The following is an 18,310-nucleotide window of genomic DNA, read 5'->3' as shown; positions in this document are numbered from 1 at the left end:
TCAGGTTTGATTGAATGCTTACAGCAGATCGTACTGTTTGAGCTTTTTGCGCAAGGTGCCGCGATTGAGGCCCAGCATCTCGGAGGCCTTGGTCTGGTTGCCCTTGACGTAGTTCATGACGCACTCGAGAAGGGGGGCCTCGACTTCGGAAAGTACCAGGTTGTAGACGTCCGTGACTTCAGCGCCCTCCAGGTGGGCGAAATAATTGTGCAGCGCCTTCTCGACACTCCCGCGAAGGGTCTGACCTTCTTCGCTCGGTGTATTGAGGTGCTGTTTCAAGTTGACGTTGTCGCTCACGGGCGTTGTTCCACTCACTAATGTCTCGGTCATCATCGTCATGCGGCCACCCATCCCTCGTCCCCTGTCACCAGGCTCTTGTGTCGTTCGGCGAAAAACGCCTGAACGTTGGCGCATTGTGCTTCCGTATCTTCTAAACGATTGAAGTGGGCGCGAAACTCCTTGGCGCCCGGCAAGGTTGCCAGATACCAGCCGACATGCTTGCGGGCGATGCGTACGCCCAAAACCTCCCCATAGAAGGTGTGCAATGCAGTCAGATGCTCTAGCAGAATACGTTCCACTTCGCTCATCTGCGGTGCCGGCAGCAGTTGCCCGGTACGCAAAAAATGATCAACTTCGCGGAAAATCCAGGGCCGCCCCTGGGCTGCCCTGCCAATCAATAGTCCGTCAGCCCCGGTTGCGTTCAACACATGCAGGGCCTTTTGCGGTGAATCGATGTCGCCGTTGGCAAAAACCGGTATCGACACCGCCTGCTTGATCGCGGCGATGGTGTCGTACTCGGCTTCGCCGGTGTACAGGTCGGCACGGGTTCTGCCGTGTACCGCCAGAGCAGTGATCCCGGCTTGTTCGGCGATTTTTGCCACCGTCAGGCCGTTCTTGTTGTCCCGGTCCCAGCCGGTACGGATCTTCAGGGTGACCGGCACATCAACTGCAGCCACAACGGCCTGCAGGATCTCGTTCACCAATGCTTCATCTTTCAGTAACGCGGAGCCGGCGGCCTTGTTGCAGACCTTCTTCGCCGGGCAACCCATGTTGATATCAATAATCTGTGCGCCCAGTTCCACATTGGCCCTGGCGGCGTCTGCCAGCATTTGCGCGTCACCGCCGGCGATCTGTACCGAGCGCGGCTCGGGATCACCGTCGTGAATCATGCGCAGGCGCGATTTGCGGCTGTTCCAGAGACTCATGTCGCTGGTGACCATTTCCGAAACAACCAGGCCTGCACCCATCCGTCGACAAAGCTGACGAAAGGGCTGGTCGGTGACGCCCGCCATAGGGGCGAGAATCAAACCGTTGTGCAATGTATATGGGCCGATGCGTACCGCCGACATAGGACTTCCCTGTTGTGGGGCCGGATCTTGGGAGTTCGAAAAAGGGTTGGCATGATACCCGCTCTCGATGACTGGTTAAAGACGCAATTGGATGAATTTTGAACAATTGGAGCTGAAGGCTAGTTACAAGCCTCAAGCGACAAGCTGCAAGACACAGCAAATTTGCATTTCGCTTCTAACTTGCGGTTTGAAGCTAGCAACTAAAAGCGCAGCGCGCTCATTCCGGGGAATGAAAACTCAGGCTGTAGTTAACGGCCTTTGGACCCGGGTCGAGGATGTCCAGGGCAATGTGGATAGGGGTTTGCGGGGGCATCTCGGCCTTGGGCAGATCGCCGCTCAGGTATTCGCCGGGCTTGAACCGACGACTGGCGATCATTTTGCCGTTGAGGTCAGCAAAGCGTAGCTCCAGCAGCGGGAAAGGTTGGGAGAAGGGCGCGCGGTTGTAGAGGATTGCATCCACCACCAGCGCTCCGGCGAATTCGGGGTGGCTGCGTACCACCAGATTGCTGCTTTTGATCCGGTCGATATCCACTTTGGACGGCACCGTACAGCCGATTTGCGGGCACAGTTGCTGGAAGATCGGACGGTATTGGTCCTGACGCGCCAGCTCGTCGAAGTGATTGGCAATGTACTGCCCGGCCAGTGCCGCGCCAGCCAGGAGTGCCAGCAGGGTCCAGAGCAGGCGTTTGCCCCACGGCGAGCGGCGTTTTTGCCAGTCCAGGTGCAATGGGTCGTCGACCAGGTCAAGCAACGCTTCTTCGCGCATGCCCGGTTCGTTGCGCTTGCGTTTGCCTTTGCTGACAGGTGCCAGTTCAGGGAGTTCGTCGTCCTCGTCATCGGTGGCCGACAGATGTTCGCCCGGCAGCGGATCGAGGTCATCGTCCAGCGAAAGCTGGAGCGGCGGGGTATCGTCCGGTTCGTCAATGTCCAGTGACAGGGACGGCTCGGTCCGTCCGGTTTCAGCGAGCTCTACGGCTTTTTCGGCAACTTTGGCGGTCTCTGCACGGTCTGCCGCTGACTCACTGAACAGGCTATCAGACCATTCACCTTCTTCAGTGTCAGGGGTGTCGCGACGAGCACTCAGTGAGCTGCTTTTTGGCTTGTGCGGCTGGCCGAAGCTTTTGCTGGGCTGGATTTCACGCTCTTCGAGCCTGGCCAGTTCTTCGTCCAGATCCAGATGGTCGAGGTCCAGTTCGCTCGCTTGCCAAGGGGCCGGACTGGCCGCCTTGGGGGTAGCGGGCGGCTCGACCGCCTCGGGTTCTGGCGTTGCGACGACAGGCGGCTGCTCTGTTTCAGTGCTGCTGTTGAGCAGTTGCTGTGCAGCGTTGAACACTTGCAGGCAGGCGCCACAGCGCACCACTCCGCGTGCCACGCTCAATTGAGCGTGGCTGACGCGAAAGCTGGTCTGGCAATGTGGGCACTGTGTAACGAAGCTATCGCTCATGCGGCCATCCGAATTAGGCAAGCGTGCATTGTAGGGGCTGTACCTGCTTCATTGCGAGCCGAGTGCGCGGATTGAACTTAGCGCCGACGGCCGCTGATGCGCACCCAGCCATCGCGATTGGCAATCGGGTCCAGATCGAAGTCTTTGGCGTATGCCGCAGCGACTTCTTCGCCCTGTTCGGCGAGGATGCCCGACAGTGCCAGACGGCCGCCCGGCTTGACCAGGCTCGACAGTTGCGGGGCCAGGGAAACCAGCGGGCCAGCCAGAATATTGGCAACCACTACATCGGCCTGAACCTGTGGCAGGTCCTCGGGCAGGTACAGTGGGAACAGTTCTTCGGCGATGTTGTTGCGCCCGGCGTTATCGCGGGAGGCTTCCAGTGCCTGCACGTCGATATCGGTGCCGATGGCCTCTTTGGCGCCCAACAGCAGGGCGGCAATCGCCAAAATCCCCGAGCCGCAGCCGAAGTCCAGCACGTTGCAGTCTTTCAGGTCCTGACCGTCGAGCCATTCCAGGCACAGTGCGGTGGTCGGGTGGGTGCCGGTGCCGAAGGCCAGGCCCGGATCGAGCAACAGGTTGACCGCGTCAGGCTCGGGAGCAGCGTGCCAGCTTGGCACGATCCACAGGCGCTGGCCGAAGCGCATCGGGTGGAAGTTGTCCATCCAGCTGCGTTCCCAGTCCTGGTCTTCGATAACTTCTGCGTGGTGTTCAGGCAGTGGCGAGCCGGTCAGCAGTTCCAGATGGGACAGCACGAGTTCGGCTTCGGTGCCGCCTTCGAACAATGCCAGCAAGTGGGTGTGCGACCACAGCGGTGTGGTGTTGAGCTCAGGTTCGAAGATTGGTTGGTCTTCGGCGTCCATGAACGTAACCGAAACAGCGCCGACTTCGAGGAACGCGTCTTCGTAGGTTTCGGCTTGTTCCGGGCTGATGGCGAGGCGTACTTGCAGCCAAGGCATGGCGGGCACCTTTGAAAAATAGGAGTGTGCAGCCGGTCGGGCTGCGAGAAGCGCGCAAGTTTACGCGAGCGGGCTGGCGGTGGGGTAATCAAAAACGATGAAAAGCCAGGTAGCCGCAGTTGTCCTGTTGTGGGAGCGGGCTTGCTCGCGATGGCATCACCTGCGGTCGACCTGCAATGCCAGGTCGTTTGTATCGCGAGCAAGCCCGCTCCCACAACGGCGGTTGCGAGCCTCCCGCAAACAACAAAGCCGCTCGAAAGCGGCTTTGTTGACGGGAATACAAACTTACTTGTTAGCCAGTTTGTGTTCCAGGTAGTGAATGTTGACGCCGCCTTTACAGAAGCCTTCGTCATTCACCAGGTCGCGGTGCAGCGGGATGTTGGTTTTGATCCCGTCGACCACGATTTCGTCCAGGGCATTGCGCATGCGCGCCATGGCTTCGTCACGGGTCGAACCCCAGGTGATCAGCTTGCCGATCAGGGAGTCGTAGTTGGACGGAACCTTGTAGCCGCTGTACAGGTGCGAATCGACGCGAACGCCGTTGCCGCCTGGAGCGTGGAAGTGCTTGACCATGCCAGGGCTCGGCATGAACGTCGCAGGGTCTTCCGCGTTGATCCGGCACTCCAGCGAGTGACCGTGAATGTTCACGTCAGCCTGGGTGAAGGACAGCTTGTTGCCGGCTGCGATGCTCAACATCTCTTTCAGGATGTCGATGCCAGTGACCATTTCGGACACCGGGTGCTCTACTTGCACACGAGTGTTCATCTCGATGAAGTAGAAACGACCGTTCTCGTACAGGAACTCGAAAGTACCCGCGCCGCGGTAGTTGATGTCAACGCAGGCCTTGACGCAGCGAGCCAGAACTTCAGCGCGTGCGGTTTCGTCGATACCCGGTGCCGGAGCTTCTTCCAGAACCTTCTGGTGACGACGTTGCAGCGAGCAATCGCGGTCGCCCAGGTGGATCGCGTTGCCCTGACCATCGGAAATTACCTGAACTTCCACGTGACGCGGGTTGGTCAGGTATTTTTCGAGGTAGACCATCGGGTTGCTGAACCAGGCGCCGGCTTCTTCGCGAGTCTGCTTGGCTGCTTCGATCAGGTCTTCTTCACGATGCACAACGCGCATGCCGCGACCACCGCCGCCGCCAGCGGCCTTGATGATCACCGGGTAGCCGACTTCGCGGCCGATGCGCAGCGCGGTTTCTTCGTCTTCCGGCAGTGGGCCGTCAGAACCTGGAACCGTGGGTACGCCTGCAGCGATCATGGCGTGCTTGGCCGATACCTTGTCGCCCATCAGGCGAATGGTGTCGGCTTTCGGGCCGATGAAGGCAAAGCCGGATTTCTCGACTTGCTCGGCGAAATCGGCGTTTTCAGCCAAAAAGCCGTAGCCCGGGTGAATCGCCGTGGCGCCGGTCACTTCAGCGGCCGCGATGATGGCCGGAATGTGCAGGTAAGACAGGTTGGCCGGTGCCGGACCGATGCAGACGGTTTCGTCTGCCAGGCCCAGGTGCATCAGCTCTTTGTCGGCAGTGGAGTACACCGCGACAGTCTTGATCCCCATTTCCTTGCACGCCCGCAGGATGCGCAAAGCAATCTCGCCACGGTTGGCGATCAGGACTTTTTCCAGCTTCTGAGGCTTCAACATCGTTGGCTCCCCGTGGTTCAAACGATGGTGAACAGCGGTTGGTCGAATTCAACCGGCTGACCGTTTTCTACCAGGATGGATTCGATAACACCGGCTTTTTCAGCCGTGATGTGGTTCATCATTTTCATCGCTTCAACGATGCAAATGGTGTCGCCGACCTTGACGGTCTGGCCAACTTCAACGAAGGCAGGCGAGGTTGGCGCCGGGGTACGGTAGAACGTACCGACCATTGGCGACTTGACCACAAAACCGTTCAGTTTTGGTGCGGCAGGTGCTTCAGTCACGGTAGCAACCGGAGCAACAGCTACTGGAGCTGCGGCAGGCGCTTGCATTGGAGCCGGAGCGTAGTACTGCTGAGCAGGAGTCTTGCTGTGACGGCTGATGCGTACGGACTCTTCGCCTTCTTTGATTTCCAACTCGTCGATGCCGGACTCTTCCAGCAGCTCGATCAGTTTCTTAACTTTACGGATATCCATGAATCGTCAACTCCCAATGGGTCTGTCAGGGGCGTTTAGCTTGTAGTTCAAGCTGTTCCAGGGCGGCCTCCAAGGCCAGTCGATAACCGCTGGCGCCAAGGCCGCAGATCACACCTACCGCAACGTCGGAGAAGTAGGAGTGATGGCGGAAAGGTTCGCGTTTGTGCACGTTAGACAAATGCACTTCGATAAATGGGATGCTCACTGCCAGCAACGCGTCACGTAATGCCACGCTGGTGTGAGTAAAAGCCGCCGGGTTGATCAGAATAAAGTCCACGCCTTCGTTGCGGGCAGCGTGTACGCGGTCGATCAATTCATACTCGGCATTGCTTTGCAGGTAGAGCAAATGGTGACCGGCATCACGCGCCCGTTGTTCCAGGTCCTGATTGATTTGCGCCAGGGTGGTTGCGCCGTAGACGCCCGGCTCGCGGGTGCCGAGCAGGTTCAAGTTGGGGCCGTGTAGAACCAGGAAAGTCGCCATCTGCTGTTCCTTATTATCTGTGTGCAGTTGTCAGTGCCGGGCGACTATGCCGAAAACCGGATTCGCTGTCCAGTTAACTGCAATAGCCAGCACGATGACCGATGTTCGCGAAAAGTTTGTGACTGAAGCTCTAGATCTGGTCATTCGCGATGGCGACACGTTCGGCGAAGTCCGCTGCATTGATCTCACCGATGACCCGTTGGTCACTTTTTTCGGAACCGTTTTTGCCGAAGAACATCAGCGCAGGCGGGCCGAACAATGTGTAGCGGTCGAGCAGGCCGCGCTGCTCGGCATTGCTGGCAGTGATATCGAAGCGCACCAGCCGGTAACCCTTGAGCAGATCCAGCACTCGGGGGTTGTTCAGCACTTCGTGCTCAATCACTTTGCAACTGATACACCAGCCGGCGTACCAGTCCAGTAACAGCGGCTGGCCCGCGGCTTTGGCCTCGGCCAGTGCGTTGTCCAGCTCGGCAGCAGTACTGACGGTGAGCCATTGGCCGGCTGGTTGTACGGCGCTGGTCACTGCCGGGTTGGTGGGTTGCGCATGGCCGATGGGGTTGAATGGATCGCTTTGCCCGCTCAGGGCGCCGTACCAGCAGGCCAGCCCGTAGACCAGCAAAAAAAGCCCCAGCAACTGGGCCAGACGCTGGCGCGGAGCTTTATAGGTGAACTCCAGGGTGCCGAGAAACAGACTCACGCCCGCCGCCAGTGCACCGATCAACAGCAGGGTCACTGGCCCAGGCAGCACGCGGCTGAGCAAGCCGATAGCCAGACCGAGCAGCAGCACGCCGATGGCGTTTTTCACACTCACCAGCCACGGCCCGCTTTTCGGCAGCCAGGCCGCGCCACCGGTGGCGACCAGCAGCAGCGGCGCACCCATGCCCAAGCCAAGAGCAAACAGCTTTAAGCCACCGCCCAGTGCATCGCCACTGGCACTGATATACAGCAAGGCTCCGGCCAGCGGTGCGGACACGCAAGGTGAAACCAGCAAGCTGGAGACCACTCCCAGCACGGCGGCGCCCCAAAGTGAGCCGCCTTGGGTACGGTTGGCCACACGGTCGAGACGGTTGCTGATGGCTTGCGGCAGTTTGAGTTCAAACACGCCAAACATGGCGAGGGCAAAAATCCCGAAGAACAGCGCAAATGGCGCCAGTACCCACACTGATTGCAGACGCGCCTGCAGATTGAGTTGCGCGCCGAACATGCCCATCAGTGCGCCCAGCAGGGCAAAACATGCCGCCATCGGCAGCACATAGGCCAACGACAGGCTGAAGCCGCGCAGGCCGCCGACCTGACCACGCAGCACCACGCCGGACAGGATCGGCAACATTGGCAGCACGCAGGGGGTAAATGTCAGGCCAAGCCCTGCGAGGAAAAACAGTGCCAGTTCGCGCCAGTTCCACGATTTTGTCGGTTCGTCGGAGGTCGTGACGGCGCTGCCATCGATGCTCAAGCGTTCGGTTTCAGGCGGGTAGCACAGGCCCTTGTCGGCGCAGCCCTGGTAGCTGACCACCAGCGTAAAGGGGCGTGAGTCGTTTGCCGGGCGCGGGATGTCTACATCGAGAATGCCGTGATAGACCTCGACGTCGCCAAAGTACTCATCGTGTTTCGCCTCGCCGGGTGGCAGTTGCGCAGTGCCCAGAGCGATATCGGCGGGTTCGGTCTTGAAGGCGAACTTGTGTCGATACAGGTAATAGCCTTCGGTAGGCACAAAGCGCAGCTTGATCGACTCGGGCGTGCTGCTGATCAGATTCAGCTTGAATGCTTCGCGTACCGGCAGAAAGTCGCTGCTGTTATTGATTGCGCCCAGGGTTGCACTGGGTCGGTTATCCAGCAACCCCGCGCCCATGGCAGGCACGGCAAACAGCAAACACAGGAGCAAAAACAGACGGCGCATAGGAATCTCGCAAAGCAAACGTGCGGGCATGATAGCGGAGTTTGTGCGATGAAAACCGCGTAGCAGCTGCCGAAGGAACGAGGCTGCGTTCGGCGGCGAAGCCGTCGTAAAATCGGCAAATTCGGTTTGCCAGGTAAACCGCGCTGCCCGGTTTTACGATTGCTGCGCAATCGAACGCAGCCTCGTTCCTTCGGCAGCTGCTACGAATTTTGCCGGTGGCTTACACCCGAAACGCCTGCACGGCGGTGTTGAGCTCTGAGCCCAGCTCGAGCAATTGCTGGCTTTGGTTGCGGGCGATGCCGATACGTTGCAGGTTTTCGTCGCCCAGCACGTGAATGCGTTCACTGTGATCGCGGATCTCGCTGACCGCCCCGGTTTGTTGGGCGGTAACGTCGGCAATGCGCACGGCGGTGTCTGAGATGGTTGCTATCGCCGCGACAATTTCATCCAGTGCACCGTCTGCGGCCTGGGCTTGCTGCGCGGTGGCCTGGGCGTGGGTCACTTGTGCGCGGATGCCTTCAACTGATTGCCGGGCGGCCAGTTGAAGCCCGCCAATCAGGGTCTGGATCTCGTTGGTTGCACCTGCGGTGCGTTGCGCCAGGGAGCGGACTTCTTCGGCGACCACCGCAAAGCCACGGCCCATTTCACCGGCGCGAGCGGCTTCAATGGCGGCGTTGAGCGCCAGCAGGTTGGTCTGATCAGCAATGGAGCGAATCACCGTGAGTACCCCGCCAATGGTGGCCGACTCCTCTGCCAGACGCTCGATTGTCTGCGCGTTGCCTTGCACTTCGCCGACCAATGCGTGCAGCCCGGTCAGGCTCTGGCCGATCACCCGTTGCCCCTGAGCCACGGCCAACCCGGCACTACGACTGGCATCGGCGGCCTGGCTGGCATCCCCCGCGACCTGAGAGATGGTCGCCTCCAGCTCACCCAGAGCATCGCGGATTTGTGCGCTATCACCGGCCTGACGTTCAGCGCCGCCATGCAAGCCCGTGCTCAGCTCGGCCAGGGTCTGGCTGCTGCCGGCAACCTGCTCGGCATTCAGGCGCAGGGTGCCCACCAGGTTCACCAGATAGCTGCGCAAGCGATTGAGTGAGGATTCGATATCACGTAACTCGCGATTGGTTTTGCCCAGTTGAATGTCGTGGCTGAAGTCGCCTTCGGCCCAGGTCGACAGCAGTGGCGCCAGGTATGTCAGTACCCGCGCCAGTTTGCGCTGCAGGGTGTCGATCAGGAGTGCGATGAGCAGGATCAGGCCAATCATCAGGCCCTGGATCAGCCGAACTTCATTCTGGATTTGCCCATGCTCGGCGCGCACCACGGGTTCCAGCTCGGCGATGGCCTGTTGTACGGCGTCCAGTTTGAGGTGGGTGGCGGCGCTGAGCCGGGCACGTTGCTCGATTTGCGTGCGGGTGCGCTTGAGTTCCGCCGGGTAGCGGCTCAACAGGCTGTTGAGTTCGCGCTTGAGACCCACTCCGGCGTCCTCGGCTTGGGCCGTGTCGCTGGTTTCAAGGCCCATCATCGCGGCAAAGTCGTCAGTGCCCGAGGCGCTTTTGCTGCTGACGCCCAGCAGGGGCAGGGCGTCGATTTGTCGGGCCTGAAGCTGAATGCTGTCCAGCTCGCGCTCCACATCACCGGCCAGTTCACTGCGCCCGCTGCTGACCAGCTTGTCGCGGGCTAGGGACAGCTTGGCCAAGTGCTGCGAGGCGGTCAGCAGCAAAGGCAGATAGGCGCGGGCCTCGGTCGAGGTCGGATCGCTGGCATATTGGCTGAGCTGTTCGAGGCCGGCCCCCAGCTCACGTTCAGCTTGCAACAGCAAGGCCTGCGGGTCACCGGCCAGCTTGCCGGCGGCCAGCAGTTCGGTATTGCTGTAGGTGCTCAGGTTTTCGAGGCTGGGCCGCAGCGCATCGGCCAGTGCTGGCGGCAAAGGCTTGAGTTCGGCCTTGAGGGTCTCGAGCGCGCTGTTGGCATCGCTCAGGCGCAGGGCATCGCCGCTGGCAAGGTAGTCCTCGATATTGCGTGCCACTTTGTTCTGAAACTGCTGCGAGAGGCTCAAATAGCGCTCCATCAACAGAAAAGGGCGCTCCAGCGCCTGCTGCGACCACCACAGGGTTGCGCCCAGAGCGAGGCACACGGCGACCAGCAGCAGCGTATTGAGGTTGGTTAGCAGCTTCAGGCGCATGTGGATTCTTGCCTACTACACAGTCAGAAGCGGCAAAAGTTATTGCAGTTGAGTTACAGCGGTGTGACGTGGGCGGGGATTACGAATAAATAGTGGCAATAGGCCTTAACTGGTGAAAGGGTTGCACCCGATTGCGGCCATTGTTCTTGGCCCTATACAGCGCTTCGTCGGCCTGGGAAGCCATCAGCAGGCTGTCTGCCTGGTCCTGCATCTGCACCAGGCCCGCGCTGAATGAGCACGCCAGGTCGGTGGGCTGCGCGGGGTAGAAAATCTCGGCGAAGCGTTGGCGAATCTGATCAAGCACCTTGTAGGCCGACTCCTGATCGGTGTCCGGCATCACAATCGCAAACTCTTCACCGCCATATCGGCCAATAAAATCGGTTTTGCGCAGTCGTTGCTTGAGAAACAGCGCCAGGCTTTTGATCACCCTATCGCCCATCGGATGGCCGTAGCCATCGTTGACGCGTTTGAAGTGATCCAGATCGAGCATGGCGAAACTCAGCGGACGATTTTCGCGGCGGGCGCGAAAGGTGCAGTCTTCAAGCAATTGCAGGATATGGGTGTGGTTGTACAGCCCGGTCAGGCTGTCACGTACCATCCGCGCCTTGAGGTGGCGAGCACGGACGGCGCGGTTGCGCACGGTGGTAATCAGATGGCGCGGCTGGATCGGTTTGGTCAGAAAGTCATCGCCGCCCTCGCTCATGGCATCGAGTTGTTTGTCCATGTCGTCTTCGGCCGACAGATAAATGATCGGCACACTGACGTAGCGGTCGTTGTGGCGGATCACCTTGGCCAACTCAGTGCCAGTACAGGTGGGCATATACATATCGAGGATGATCAGGTCCGGCTGGAATTGCGCCAGTTCGGCCATGGCCTGAATCGGATCAATCAATGTGCGGGTGACAATCCCGGCGCCGTTGAGCAAGCGCTCGGTGTGCAATGCCTGAGCCCGTGAGTCGTCGATGATCAGAACCCTGTAGGGTTCGTATTGGGCCACGCAGGTCAGTACCTCGATTTTTTCCATCAGGCTTGAAGCTTCGAGGGTACCGGTAAAAAACGCTTGTCCACCTGCGCGCACGGCGGCCAGGCGGGTCGGAGTGTCGGTTTCATGCAAGCTGAAAAACAGCAGCGGGAGCTTTTGTTCGAGACCGACCTGGGCTTCGGCCGCCAGCTCCAGGCCCATTCCGGGGCCACTGAAGTCGACATCCATCACAATTGCTGCTGGATGGCGCTCCGCCATGGCGTGGCGAAAGGCGGTCAGGTTGCCGAATGCTTGGGCGCTGAGCTCAAAAAAATCCAGTTGCTTGGCCAGTCGGTCCGCGCGCTCCAGGTCTTGCAGCAGGATATACACCGGCTTGCGCAGCGGTGGCAGGCAGACGTGGGGCATCAGATCGTCCTGGCGCAGACCGGTGCGCGACAGGCGCTGCATCAAACGGTTGAGCTCGGTGATGATCTTGCTGCTCAGGCGACTGTGATTGGCCGCCATGTCTTGTAGTGCAACGTTGATGCCCCGGGCCAGCTCGATGTGTTCCGGTTGCTCGAAGCGTTCGGCAAAACGCAGCAGGCGCGAATTGGCGTCGTCGAGTTCTGCCAGCCCTGCAGCGGACCATTGGTTGGCCTGCAAACGTTGCCATATCTCAAGAATCTGGCGTGCCTGATGCGTGACCCGTTGGGCAAAGTGGTTTTTCAGGCGTTCGCGACTGGGGTCTTCTTGCTCGGTCATATCCTGGCTGCTGGGCAAAGAGGGCATGCTCAAATCGAATGATGGCCCTATGCTAGCACCTCGCTCCAAATGTACGAGTTTCTCCTTGAAATTAACTGTCGGGCAGCCATGTTGCCCATCCATGTTCTATAGTGCCGGGCGTATATGGCCCCTGCGATCCTGCAGATAACCTGGCCTCGATTTAAAAGCGTGCAGCAAGGCACGATGGGTTAGGGTTGTGGTCGAACCGTTGAATCAAGCATTTGAAAGGACATAGCCATGCTGGACTGGAAAAAACGTGAGGGCACAGCCCGCGAGTCGGTCAAAGAGACGAAAACACAGTCGCGTGGTTATTTCAAAAGCATCCTGTTGAGCCGCTCAATCGCAGTGCTGGTAGGTATCTATGTCGTGGTCTGCCTGGGATTTGGCTGGTACTGGAGCCAGGAGCCGGACCTCTTTCCCGTGCAGCAAAACGCTCAGTTAGCTGCCGAGAAAGAAGGCAAGCAGATGGTGCCGGGCTTCACGACCGTCGAAACCCTGAAAACCGTCGCCGGGACATTGCTCAACAAGCCGGGCGGCTATCTGTCCAATGACCGTTTTCCACCGGGCATTTTTCTGGACAACATTCCAAGCTGGGAATATGGCGTGCTGGTGCAAGTGCGCGACTTGACCCGCGCCCTGCGCAAGGATTTCGCCCGTTCGCAGTCGCAGTCGGCTGAAGACGCGGATCTGGCCAAGGCTGAGCCGCGCTTCAACTTCGACAATAAAAGCTGGATGCTGCCTTCCAGCGAATCCGAATACCAGGAAGGCATCAACTCCCTGAGCCGTTATCAGGCGCGCCTGTCTGACCCGAACCAGAAAAATGCACTGTTCTATGCCCGTGCCGATAACCTGAACAACTGGCTGGGCGATGTGGGTACCCGCTTGGGTTCATTGTCGCAACGCCTGTCGGCCAGCGTAGGGCGGGTCAAGCTCAACAGCGCGCTGAAGACTGAAAGCCTGCAACCTGGTCAGGTTCCAGTGGTTGACGAAGAAGTGGTCGAAACACCGTGGATGCAGATCGATAACGTGTTCTACGAAGCCCGCGGTCAGGCCTGGGCCTTGTCGCACTTGCTGCGCGCCATTGAGGTCGACTTCGCTGATGTGCTGGCCAAAAAGAACGCCACGGTGAGCGTGCGCCAGATCATTCGCGAGCTGGAAGCAGCGCAAGAGCCGGTCTGGAGCCCGATGATCCTTAATGGTAGCGGTTATGGTGTGCTGGCTAACCACTCGCTGGTCATGGCCAACTACATTTCCCGCGCCAACGCGGCGGTCATGGATCTTCGTCAATTGCTGTCGCAAGGCTAAATCATGCCTATTTCAGCCTTGGAGGCCGCGCACCGTGCGGCCTCCGATGTCGAGCAAGTGGCTTGGGTCGATCGCGACGACCACCTGCTGGGCGGCTTGCCGCGCCGCGAACTGCGTGAACGCGGCCTGATCGGTCGCGGTACGTTCATCCTCTTGTTCAACTCTGCCGGGGAACTCTGCGTGCATCAGCGCACCCTGAGCAAAGCGTTATATCCCGGATTTTGGGATGTGGCGGCGGGCGGTATGGTCGGGGTTGATGAAACCTACGCCGAATCAGCCGCCCGTGAACTGGCAGAAGAACTGGGCGTGAGTGGTGTGGCGCTGACGGCTCACGAACGGTTTTACTTCGAGGGCCCGCAAAACCATCTGTGGTGCGCGGTGTTTTCGGCCGTGTGGGACGGCCCGCTGCAGGTGCAACCCGAGGAAGTCCAGAGCGCCTGCTTTATGCCGGTGGCAGAGGCGTTGCGCCTGAGCGGGCAGCAGCCTTACTGCCCGGATTCGCTGGATGCGCTCAAGCGTTACCTTACCCAAATCAACACGGCGTAGGTCGCTGCGCAGTTGCCCCTGTGGGAGCGAGCCTGCTCGCGAATGCCGTTCGCGAGCAGGCTCGCTCCTACGGTTGAAGTCCATGTGGCCCTTGCGCAGATTTTTACGCCGATTGGCTATTGGGCAGCAGCGATTTTGTCGTTACACTGCGCGACCTTTTTCAGGCTCAGGCGTTTTTCCCGCTTGAGTTGCGCTGCCCCTGCCAGAGTGGGGCTTCGCGGTCGGTACACCTTGGCGCAACAGCGTCATGCACCGGCCAATTATTTGTCCTCCGAATGAGGATTGCCGGTGGCCAAAAAAGCCGCATCCTTCGCCGCCCTTGGTGGCTTGGTATTTTCCACCGACGCAGGTCGTCACTGTCCGGACTGTCGCCAGCCAGTAGACGCCTGTACCTGCAAACAAACCCTGATCCCCGAAGGTGATGGCATTGCTCGCGTGCGTCGCGAAAGCAAGGGCCGTGGCGGCAAGACGGTGACCACCATCACCGGCGTGCCGCTGCCTGAAGACGCGCTCAAGGAGCTGGCCACCACGTTGAAAAAACGTTGCGGTACCGGCGGGGCGCTGAAAGACGGGATCATCGAGATCCAGGGCGATCACGTCGAGCTGTTGCTTGGCGAGTTGCTCAAACACGGATTCAAAGCCAAGAAATCCGGCGGCTAGCAGCCTCTGTGAAAACCACCGCGCAGTTGGTCTGACGCCTTCAAGGGCTGTCAGATTGTGCTCGCCATGGTTTTCACAGAGCCTGTTATCACGGGTTTCTAAACTCGGCGCTGTTGTCAGGGTCTGACTAATCGTCACTTTCACACTTTAGACTGCACCAGCCTGCTTTCAGGCTGGGCTATTTGACTTATTTATAGGGGACTTCGATGTCCGTACGACGCACACGCAAAGACGATGGCAGCCAATGGACAGTTGCGGACAGCCGCAGCGTTTATGGGATTCGCCATTGGGGGGCCGGGTATTTCGCGATCAATGAAGCCGGTCGCGTAGAAGTCCGTCCGAACGGCCCGAACAGCTCGCCCATCGACCTGTACGAGCAAGTCGACGAACTGCGCAAGAACAGCGGTTTGTCCTTGCCGTTGCTGGTGCGTTTCCCGGATATCCTGCAAGACCGTGTACGCCAGCTGACCGGCGCCTTCGATGCCAATATCGAGCGCTTGGAATACCAGAGCAAGTACACCGCGCTGTACCCGATCAAGGTGAATCAGCAAGAAGCCGTGATCGAAAACATCATCGCCACCAAAGATGTGTCGATTGGCCTTGAAGCCGGCTCCAAGCCTGAGCTGCTGGCCGTGCTGGCGCTGGCCCCGAAAGGCGGCACCATCGTCTGCAACGGTTACAAGGACCGCGAGTTCATCCGTCTGGCACTGATGGGCCAGAAGTTGGGCCACAACGTCTTTATCGTGATCGAGAAAGAATCCGAAGTAGACCTGGTGATCGAAGAAGCGGCCTCGCTCAAGGTCAAGCCACAGGTGGGTCTGCGCGTACGTCTGTCGTCCCTTGCTTCGAGCAAGTGGGCTGACACCGGCGGCGAGAAATCCAAGTTCGGTTTGTCTGCCGCGCAGTTGCTGTCGGTGGTTGAGCGTTTCCGCACTGCGGGTCTGGATCAAGGCATCCGCCTGCTGCACTTTCATATGGGCTCGCAGATCGCCAACCTGGCGGACTACCAGCACGGTTTCAAGGAAGCGATTCGTTACTACGGTGAACTGCGCAACCTCGGCCTGCCGGTTGACCATATCGACGTGGGCGGCGGTCTGGGCGTGGACTACGACGGTACGCACTCGCGCAACGCCAGCTCGATCAACTACGACATGGACGATTACGCCGGTGTTGTAGTGGGCATGTTGAAGGAGTTCTGCGATGCGCAAAACCTGCCGCACCCGAACATCTTTTCTGAAAGCGGTCGCTCCCTGACCGCACACCACGCCATGCTGGTGGTGCAAGTGACCGACGTCGAGAAGCACAACGACGACGTGCCGGTTATCGAGAACAAGGAAAACCTGCCGGAAACCGTGCAGTGGCTGGTGGACCTGCTGGGCCCGACCGACATTGAAATGGTCACCGAAACTTACTGGCGTGCCACGCACTACATGAGCGACATCGCCGCCCAGTACGCCGACGGTAAAATCAACCTGGCGGAAAAAGCCCTGGCCGAGCAGTGCTACTTCGCTGTGTGCCGTCGCCTGCATAACTCGTTGAAAGCGCGTCAACGTTCCCACCGTCAGGTGCTGGACGAACTCAACGACAAGCTGGCCGACAAGTACATCTGCAACTTCTCGGTGTTCCAGAGCCTGCCGGACACTTGGGCGATTGGCCAGGTACTGCCGATCCTGCCGCTGCATCGTCTCGACGAAGAGCCGCTGCGCCGTGCTGTGCTGCAAGACCTGACCTGCGACTCCGACGGCAAGATCAAGCAATACGTCGACGAGCAGAGCATCGAGACCAGCCTGCCGGTTCACGGGTTGAACGAAGGCGAAGACTACTTGCTGGGTATCTTCCTGGTGGGCGCTTACCAGGAAATTCTCGGTGACATGCACAACCTGTTCGGTGATACCGACTCGGTGAACATCTACCAGAACGCCGATGGCAGCGTGTACCACGCCGGGATCGAGACCCACGACACCATCGAAGACATGCTGCGCTACGTGCATTTGTCGCCTGAAGAGCTGATGAACCACTACCGCGACAAAGTGGCCAGTGCCAACATCAGCGCCAAAGAGCGTACCCAGTACCTGGATGCGCTGCGTCTGGGCCTGACCCGTTCGTCGTACCTGTCGAGCCACTGATTGCCCGACACAGTCCTCGCTGACTGAAAAACGCTGACCTGCGCACTGCGCGGGTCAGCGTTTTTTTTTGCCTCGGTTCAGGCGCCGAACCATTGATCCTTGCGCTGCATGTGCCACGCATAAATGCCCAGGGTCAGGCTGCGCAGCACCATAAACAGCAGAAAACTTATCCACAGCCCGTGGTTGCCATAGCCGTGCAGCGCCCAAGCGACGGGGAGGGCGATAATCACACTGATGACCATTGCATCGCGCATTTCCCGGGCTCGGGTGGCGCCGATAAACAGCCCGTCGAGCAAATAGCTCCACACTGCAATCAGCGGTAGCAAGGCCAGATACGGCAGGTACTGGAAGGCTGTTTCACGCACGCTCGGGATGTCGCTTTGCATCTCGATAAACAGATGCCCGCCCAACAGGAACAGCAGCGCAAAGGCCAGGCTGGCCAGCAACGACCAGCCGCAGGCCACCACCATCGAACGGCGCAAAGCAGTGCGATCGCGAGCGCCGATTGCATGTCCGCATAGCGCCTCGACGGCGTGCGCCAGACCGTCCAGGGCATGGGCGGCCAACAACAGGCCATTGAGCAACAGCGCATTGGCCGCCACCGTGGCGTCGCCCAAGCGGGCACCTTGCAAGGTGATAGCAAAAAACACCGATTGCAGCAGCAGGCTGCGGATAAAAATATCGCGGTTGACGCCCAGCAGTGGCTTCCAGTTGTGCCAAAGGCGCAAGGCGGCCCACACCAGCGTGCCGGGAAATTTGCGCAATGCTCCGCGTGTCAGCCACAAACCGAGCAGGGCGCCGCTCCACTCGGCAATCACCGAAGCCCGCGCCGAACCGGCCACGCCCCAGTCCAGACCGAGTACAAACCACAGGTTGAGTGCGATATTGACCAGATTGGTGGTCAATAGAATCGCCAGTGGCGCTCGGGCGTTTTGCGTGCCCAGAAACCAGCCCACCAGCGCATAACTGGCCAGGGCAGCCGGTAAGCCAAACAGGCGGATATGGAAGAAGTCCAGGGCCAGGGCGTGCAGTTCGGCCGAGGGCTGCATCAGGCTCAGCGCCACCCCGCTGAATGGAATCGCGATGGCCCCCAGCAGCATCGACAGCAATACACTGAGCAACAAGCCTTGCAGCAGGATTTGCCGCAGAGCGGTGCCATCCCCACGGCCTGCGGCCTGCGCGGAGAAGCCGGTGGTGCCCATGCGCAAGAAGCCCATCATCCAGGCCAGGAAGATATACAGGCTGGCGCCCACGGCCACCGCGCCCAGTTGATGCGCGTGGGGCAGGTGGCCGATCACGGTGCTGTCGACCAGCGCCACCAGCGGCACGGAAATATTCGACAGGATCATCGGCGCTGCCAGCGCCCACACTCGGCGATGGGTCGGTCGGTCGCGCCAGTCGGCGAGTAGAGAAGATGACATGCAGGCTCCTTTGGGGAGCGTGATTGTAACCTGTGGGAGCGGGCTTGCTCGCGATGCAGACAACGCGGTCTGATCGGTT

14 protein-coding genes and 1 pseudogene are annotated in these 18,310 nt (G+C 59.6%); 4 read left to right on the top strand and 11 right to left on the bottom strand.

Translation table 11 applies throughout. The features are described 5' to 3' along the window. Positions 1 to 18 precede the first annotated feature (18 nt). From fis to U5A05_RS21685, 10 genes and pseudogenes are all read right to left on the bottom strand, one after another. Positions 19 to 339: a DNA-binding transcriptional regulator Fis gene (fis, locus tag U5A05_RS21730; protein ID WP_019408796.1), complete on the bottom strand. Its 321-nt coding sequence runs from the start codon at positions 337 to 339 to the stop codon at positions 19 to 21. Beyond that, positions 336 to 1,349: a tRNA dihydrouridine synthase DusB gene (dusB, locus tag U5A05_RS21725; RefSeq protein ID WP_261739901.1), complete on the bottom strand. Its 1,014-nt coding sequence runs from the start codon at positions 1,347 to 1,349 to the stop codon at positions 336 to 338. The genes fis and dusB overlap by 4 nt, the downstream gene beginning before the upstream one ends. Before the next feature lie 217 nt (positions 1,350 to 1,566). Beyond that, the gene (locus U5A05_RS21720) at positions 1,567 to 2,793 is read right to left on the bottom strand and encodes a DUF3426 domain-containing protein (protein WP_321834763.1); all 1,227 of its coding nucleotides are present in this window, start codon (positions 2,791 to 2,793) and stop codon (positions 1,567 to 1,569) included. Between the two features lie 77 nt (positions 2,794 to 2,870). After that, positions 2,871 to 3,749 (bottom strand): 50S ribosomal protein L11 methyltransferase, encoded by an 879-nt coding sequence (gene prmA / locus U5A05_RS21715; RefSeq protein WP_261739899.1) that lies wholly within the window; start codon positions 3,747 to 3,749, stop codon positions 2,871 to 2,873. Positions 3,750 to 4,034: 285 nt separating this feature from the next. Then, on the bottom strand, positions 4,035 to 5,393 hold the full coding sequence (accC, locus tag U5A05_RS21710; protein WP_046810401.1) for an acetyl-CoA carboxylase biotin carboxylase subunit: 1,359 nt from the start codon (positions 5,391 to 5,393) through the stop codon (positions 4,035 to 4,037). Between the two features lie 17 nt (positions 5,394 to 5,410). Next, positions 5,411 to 5,869 carry an acetyl-CoA carboxylase biotin carboxyl carrier protein gene (gene accB / locus U5A05_RS21705; RefSeq protein ID WP_095001030.1) on the bottom strand — a complete coding sequence of 153 codons (459 nt, stop codon included), beginning with the start codon at positions 5,867 to 5,869 and terminating at the stop codon, positions 5,411 to 5,413. 25 nt (positions 5,870 to 5,894) lie between these two features. Beyond that, positions 5,895 to 6,350: a type II 3-dehydroquinate dehydratase gene (aroQ, locus tag U5A05_RS21700; protein ID WP_048360251.1), complete on the bottom strand. Its 456-nt coding sequence runs from the start codon at positions 6,348 to 6,350 to the stop codon at positions 5,895 to 5,897. A gap of 130 nt (positions 6,351 to 6,480) precedes the next feature. After that, positions 6,481 to 8,247, bottom strand: a complete 1,767-nt coding sequence (locus tag U5A05_RS21695) for a protein-disulfide reductase DsbD (protein ID WP_321834752.1) — start codon at positions 8,245 to 8,247, stop codon at positions 6,481 to 6,483. A gap of 220 nt (positions 8,248 to 8,467) precedes the next feature. Further along, positions 8,468 to 8,983: pseudogene (locus tag U5A05_RS24350) on the bottom strand (methyl-accepting chemotaxis protein); the annotation flags it as partial. A 1,525-nt stretch (positions 8,984 to 10,508) separates the two neighbouring features. Beyond that, positions 10,509 to 12,152, bottom strand: a complete 1,644-nt coding sequence (locus tag U5A05_RS21685) for a PleD family two-component system response regulator (protein WP_321834748.1) — start codon at positions 12,150 to 12,152, stop codon at positions 10,509 to 10,511. A 258-nt stretch (positions 12,153 to 12,410) separates the two neighbouring features. Between U5A05_RS21685 and U5A05_RS21680 the strand changes: the two genes are divergently transcribed. The 4 genes from U5A05_RS21680 (at position 12,411) to speA (ending at position 16,810) form a co-directional block, all read left to right on the top strand. Then, positions 12,411 to 13,478: a DUF2333 family protein gene (locus U5A05_RS21680; protein WP_261739895.1), complete on the top strand. Its 1,068-nt coding sequence runs from the start codon at positions 12,411 to 12,413 to the stop codon at positions 13,476 to 13,478. A gap of 3 nt (positions 13,479 to 13,481) precedes the next feature. After that, positions 13,482 to 14,024 carry an NUDIX hydrolase gene (locus tag U5A05_RS21675; protein ID WP_261739894.1) on the top strand — a complete coding sequence of 181 codons (543 nt, stop codon included), beginning with the start codon at positions 13,482 to 13,484 and terminating at the stop codon, positions 14,022 to 14,024. Positions 14,025 to 14,312: 288 nt separating this feature from the next. Continuing rightward, positions 14,313 to 14,684 carry a translation initiation factor Sui1 gene (locus tag U5A05_RS21670; protein WP_261739893.1) on the top strand — a complete coding sequence of 124 codons (372 nt, stop codon included), beginning with the start codon at positions 14,313 to 14,315 and terminating at the stop codon, positions 14,682 to 14,684. A gap of 206 nt (positions 14,685 to 14,890) precedes the next feature. After that, positions 14,891 to 16,810 (top strand): arginine decarboxylase, encoded by a 1,920-nt coding sequence (gene speA / locus U5A05_RS21665; RefSeq protein WP_261739892.1) that lies wholly within the window; start codon positions 14,891 to 14,893, stop codon positions 16,808 to 16,810. Between the two features lie 77 nt (positions 16,811 to 16,887). Here the strand turns inward: speA and U5A05_RS21660 are convergent, their stop codons facing one another. After that, complete coding sequence (locus U5A05_RS21660) at positions 16,888 to 18,231, bottom strand: MATE family efflux transporter (RefSeq protein ID WP_321834744.1); 1,344 nt, start codon at positions 18,229 to 18,231, stop codon at positions 16,888 to 16,890. Between the last annotated feature and the right edge of the window lie 79 nt (positions 18,232 to 18,310).

Origin of the sequence: Pseudomonas kulmbachensis, from assembly GCF_963681935.1 — a bacterium.
GTDB lineage: Bacteria > Pseudomonadota > Gammaproteobacteria > Pseudomonadales > Pseudomonadaceae > Aquipseudomonas > Aquipseudomonas kulmbachensis.
The sequence above is the reverse complement of the archived record's forward strand: the minus strand, read 5'-3'. Positions and strand labels throughout refer to the sequence as shown.